The 4,247-nt window shown below is 36.8% G+C and carries 5 protein-coding genes and 1 pseudogene; 5 read left to right on the forward strand and 1 reads right to left on the reverse strand.

The window, feature by feature from the left end:
• Positions 1-135, forward strand: a pseudogene (locus tag IJI93_RS01925) (6-phospho-3-hexuloisomerase); the annotation flags it as partial.
• Here IJI93_RS01925 and fdhD read toward each other — a convergent pair.
• Entirely contained in the window at positions 136-882 is a 747-nt protein-coding gene (gene fdhD, locus IJI93_RS01930) for a formate dehydrogenase accessory sulfurtransferase FdhD (RefSeq protein ID WP_292819088.1), read from the reverse strand.
• 260 nt (positions 883-1,142) lie between these two features.
• Between fdhD and IJI93_RS01935 the strand changes: the two genes are divergently transcribed.
• From IJI93_RS01935 to IJI93_RS01950, 4 genes are all read left to right on the forward strand, one after another.
• Positions 1,143-2,249 (forward strand): ABC transporter substrate-binding protein, encoded by a 1,107-nt coding sequence (locus tag IJI93_RS01935; protein WP_292819091.1) that lies wholly within the window; start codon positions 1,143-1,145, stop codon positions 2,247-2,249.
• A gap of 5 nt (positions 2,250-2,254) precedes the next feature.
• Complete coding sequence (locus IJI93_RS01940; protein ID WP_292819094.1) at positions 2,255-3,268, forward strand: iron ABC transporter permease; 1,014 nt, start codon at positions 2,255-2,257, stop codon at positions 3,266-3,268.
• Positions 3,259-4,059: an ABC transporter ATP-binding protein gene (locus tag IJI93_RS01945; RefSeq protein WP_292819097.1), complete on the forward strand. Its 801-nt coding sequence runs from the start codon at positions 3,259-3,261 to the stop codon at positions 4,057-4,059. Before IJI93_RS01940 ends, IJI93_RS01945 begins: the two co-directional genes overlap by 10 nt.
• Positions 4,060-4,068: 9 nt before the next feature.
• On the forward strand, positions 4,069-4,247 hold a 179-nt coding region (locus IJI93_RS01950), incomplete at its 3' end, for an FmdE family protein (protein WP_292819099.1).

Genomic DNA, 4,247 nt, shown 5'->3' on the forward strand with positions numbered 1-4,247 from the left:
ACTTCTTTAACTCCGCTTGGAACTGCATTTGAGTTAACTACATTAGTATTTTTGGATGCTATCGTTTCTGAGCTAATGGAAAAAATGCAACAAACCGAAAGTGATTTGAAAGCAAGACACACTGTATTGGAATAATTAGAAAATTATTCTATTTTGATTATTATATATGTTACATCTTTGGCCTCTTAAAAAGCCAACTAATGTAATATTTCCTTTTTTTGCAATATTGTATCCTGAATTAGCGGGAGCTGCGTTTGACGCAAGTATAGGCACACCGGCCCTTGTCATCTTTATCACCATGTCTGCAGGCATTCTTCCGCTGTAGATTACATAGGATTGCGACAGGTCAAAGCCATGCAACAACCCATATCCGATTACCTTATCGACGGCAACGTGGCGGCTGACATCTTCTTTTACTATAAACTTGTCTTCATAAACAAGTCCTGCAACATGTGTTCCTCCGGTGGCCTGCCAGATTTCGGCATTGTCCTTTAACTCTTCAATTCTTGAGATTAGCTCTTCGGCTTTTACCTGGAAATCTGATTCAACAGGGTTTACGGTTTTGATTTTGCTTCTCCATCCTCCTGCTGAGTCAGAGCAAAGCACGGTTTCATTTGTCTTAAGTAAAGTGTCATCAATTTGAGCGTAAATTTGGCTACCTTCAACTTTTATTTCCTTGATTGCATCCATTGAATTTACCATATTTTCGTTGAATAGGTATCCCACTGCAAATTCTTCAAGTGAATCTTCAATTGCAGACAGGCTGCGGCTTATGTTTCCATTTATTGTTAGTGTGATTGTTTCATCCTTTACAACCTTTTCCTTTGTGTCGGTTGCTTTTCCATTTTTATAGTTTATTGCATCAATTTCCTCAATCTTCATTTCCTTAACTCCTGTTATTATATAATATATGGTCTGTTATATAATAAATTTGATATACAAATTATTTTTATTGATTTTTTTTTTAAGTTGAATTTTTGTCTTATATCATTAATATATAATTAATTAGGATTTTTTTCATATTTAAAGAAATAAATAATTTTTATTTTAATTAATATTAGTTTTAATTTATATTTTAAATTAGTAAATTATTTAAAATGTTATATACATATATTCTTATCGTAAAAAGCTATGTGATTGTTATGAATAAAAAAAGTAAAATGATTATTCTGATAGTGGTTATTTTGGTTGTGGTCGCTGTTGCTACCCATTTATTTTTAACTCCTTCCACTATTGAAACTGAAGGGTCTAAAAATGTAACCGACATGATTGGCAGGTCTTTGGAGATACCTGCTTCGGTGGATAATATTGTCGCCACAAGTCCTCCAATGACAACTGTGTTGTATATGATTGCACCGGAAAAATTGAAGGCCGTTAACTTCCAATGGACTGATGATGAGCTTAAATATGTTCCGGGCCAATATGCAAATTATCCCGTTGTAGGCGGATGGTACGGTACACAGGATGGAAGTTATGAAGAATTCATCGCAGCCGAGCCTGATTTAATCATAGAATCCATCGATGAAGGCGGGGATGGAGATTTATCTACAGTAAAGGAACGCCAGGAAAAATTCGGATCTATTCCAGTTTTGGCTGTAAATGATACAACTGATGTTGAAAAAGTCGGGGAATCAATAACATTCATGGGTGAAGTTGTTGGAGCTCAGGAGAAGGCAAGTCAACTCAATGACTTCAATAATAAATACTTGGACATGGTCCACGAAAGGTCTTCCAAATTGGCTGACGGCGATAAGAAAACAGTCTATTATGCAGAAGGCGATGACGGACTTCAAACCAACCCGTCCCATTCTGCACACGGTCAATTGATTGATTTGGTCGGTGGAAAAAATGTGGCGGATTCAGCCAATCAGGGAAATACAACTTCCGGAATCCAGGTATCAATTGAACAGGTTATCAGTTGGAATCCAGATATTATCATTACAAACGATAAGGAGTTCTATTCTAAAGTTTATTCAGATAACAATTGGGCTCAGCTTGATGCAGTCAAAAACAAGGAAGTTTACTTGTCTCCACAATCTCCATTCAAATGGTTTGATAGGCCTGTTGGAGCAAACATGATTATTGGAGTTCCATGGACTGCTAAAGTAATTTATCCGGATGATTATAAAGATATTGACATGATTTCCGCAACTAAGGAGTTTTACAGCAATTTCTATCACTTTGATTTAAGTGATGATCAAGCAAAACAGTTATTGTTGGACTCAGGTCTTAAGGAATCAAACTTGTGATGATTATGAACGATGAAACAAAGGAAATTGTAAATATTGTACTCTTGGTTTTCCTTCCAGTTATTCTGTTTTTTGGTTCATTTTTAATGGGAAGATATCCAATAAGTCCGATTGATGTGGTAAGTACAATATTGTGTCCTATATTTCCCCAATTGGAAGTTTCATCCACAATCACAACAATAGTTTTTGAAATAAGGCTTCCAAGAATCATAGCCGCGCTGGTCGTCGGGGCTTGTCTTGCAATGGCGGGGGCTGCATTTCAAAGCATATTCAAAAACCCCCTCGTATCTTCAGATTTGTTAGGTGTTTCCAACGGCGCAGGTTTTGGGGCTGCTTTAGCCATTTTAATCAGTGGGGCAAATGTTATAACCCAAATTTTCGCGTTTATTTTTGGATTGATTTCCGTATCGATTACATATCTGATTTCAAGAAGCTACAAAGCAGGTGGAATTTTAGTTCTCGTTTTGTCAGGAGTGGCCATTTCGGCGTTTTTCAATTCATTAATTTCAGCTATCAAGTTCATTGCAGATCCCGATGATAAGCTGCCTGAAATCGTTTATTGGCTGATGGGCAGTTTGGCTTCCGTTACCATGGATAAATTGCTGATGATTGCAATACCTGTGATAATAGGTGCAGTCATTTTATTACTGCTTAGATGGCATATGAATCTGTTGGCTATGGGAGATGAGGAAGCTCAATCTTTAGGAGTAAATCCTGTTAGAATCAGATTGTTAATTATTGCAGGCTGTACCTTATTGACATCAGCTGCAGTCTCCATCAGCGGAATTATAGGATGGATAGGTTTAATTATCCCGCACATGGCAAGGATGATTGTAGGTCCTGACAATAAGATATTGATTCCAGCTTCCTTAAGTTTGGGGGCGAGCTTTTTGTTGCTTGTGGATAATATTTCCCGTGCGGTAATCTCTATTGAGATACCTATTGGCATTTTAACTGCAATAATCGGTGTTCCTATATTCTTATACTTGCTCAAGAGGGGGTATTCAGAGTGGTCGTAGACAAATTGTTTGAAGTGAAAGGCATTTCATTTTCTTATGATGGCGAAGAGATATTCGATAACATCAGTTTTTCCATCGATAAGGGGGATGTGTTATGCATTTTAGGTCCTAATGGGACTGGCAAAACCACATTGATTAAATGCTTAAACGGTCTTCATGATGTTGATTCGGGTGAGATTTTGGTCAATGGAGAAAATTTAAAGAAATTATCCTTTGCCGAGATTTCAAGACACATTGGTTATATTCCCCAATCCCATGTACCTTCATTCCCGTTCACGGTTTTGGATGTTGTCGTCATGGGAAGAGCACCATATTTAAACCTGACAGACTCTCCAAAAGACAGCGACACGGAAATTGCTATAAATTCCCTAAAGACATTGGGTATAGAACACTTAAAGGATAAGGAGTACACCAACCTAAGCGGCGGTGAAAGGCAATTGGTATTTCTGGCGCGTGTTTTATGTCAGCAACCGGACATATTGATATTGGACGAACCAACTTCACACTTGGACTTTGGTAATCAAATCAAACTTTTAGAGATAATCGATAATTTATCCAAATCAGGCTTATCAATAATAATGTCATCACATTTTCCGGATCATGCTTTTTTAAGCTCAACAAAAGTGGCAATCATGAAAGACAAACAGTTCATTGATTTTGGAACTCCTGATGATGTTGTAACTGAAGATAATTTGAAAAAGGCTTATTCAATTGATGTTAAACTTATAGAATTGGATGATAAAAGAAAGGTATGTGTACCTTTAAAAACAAATTTAAAATTAGATTTGTAAGGTGATTAAATGAATGAAAAGGATTATGATGAGCAACTTGCAAAAGCTGCTGAATTTCATGGCCACATCTGTGGTGGAATAGCCATAGGAACAAAATTGGCGATGTATGGTCTTGAATTGCTGGGAATGGAATTGAACGAAAGACATAAGAATTTAATTGTATTTTTGGAAATTGACAGGTGCATGTC

Source organism: Methanobrevibacter sp. (genome assembly GCF_017431965.1).
Classification (GTDB): domain Archaea; phylum Methanobacteriota; class Methanobacteria; order Methanobacteriales; family Methanobacteriaceae; genus Methanocatella.

Coding starts and splice junctions, on each gene's coding strand:
- IJI93_RS01935 (WP_292819091.1), top strand. CDS start 1,143: ATGAATAAAAAAAGTAAAATGATTATTCTGATAGTGGTTATTTTGGTT.
- fdhD (WP_292819088.1), bottom strand. CDS start 882: ATGAAGATTGAGGAAATTGATGCAATAAACTATAAAAATGGAAAAGCA.
- IJI93_RS01940 (WP_292819094.1), top strand. CDS start 2,255: ATGAACGATGAAACAAAGGAAATTGTAAATATTGTACTCTTGGTTTTC.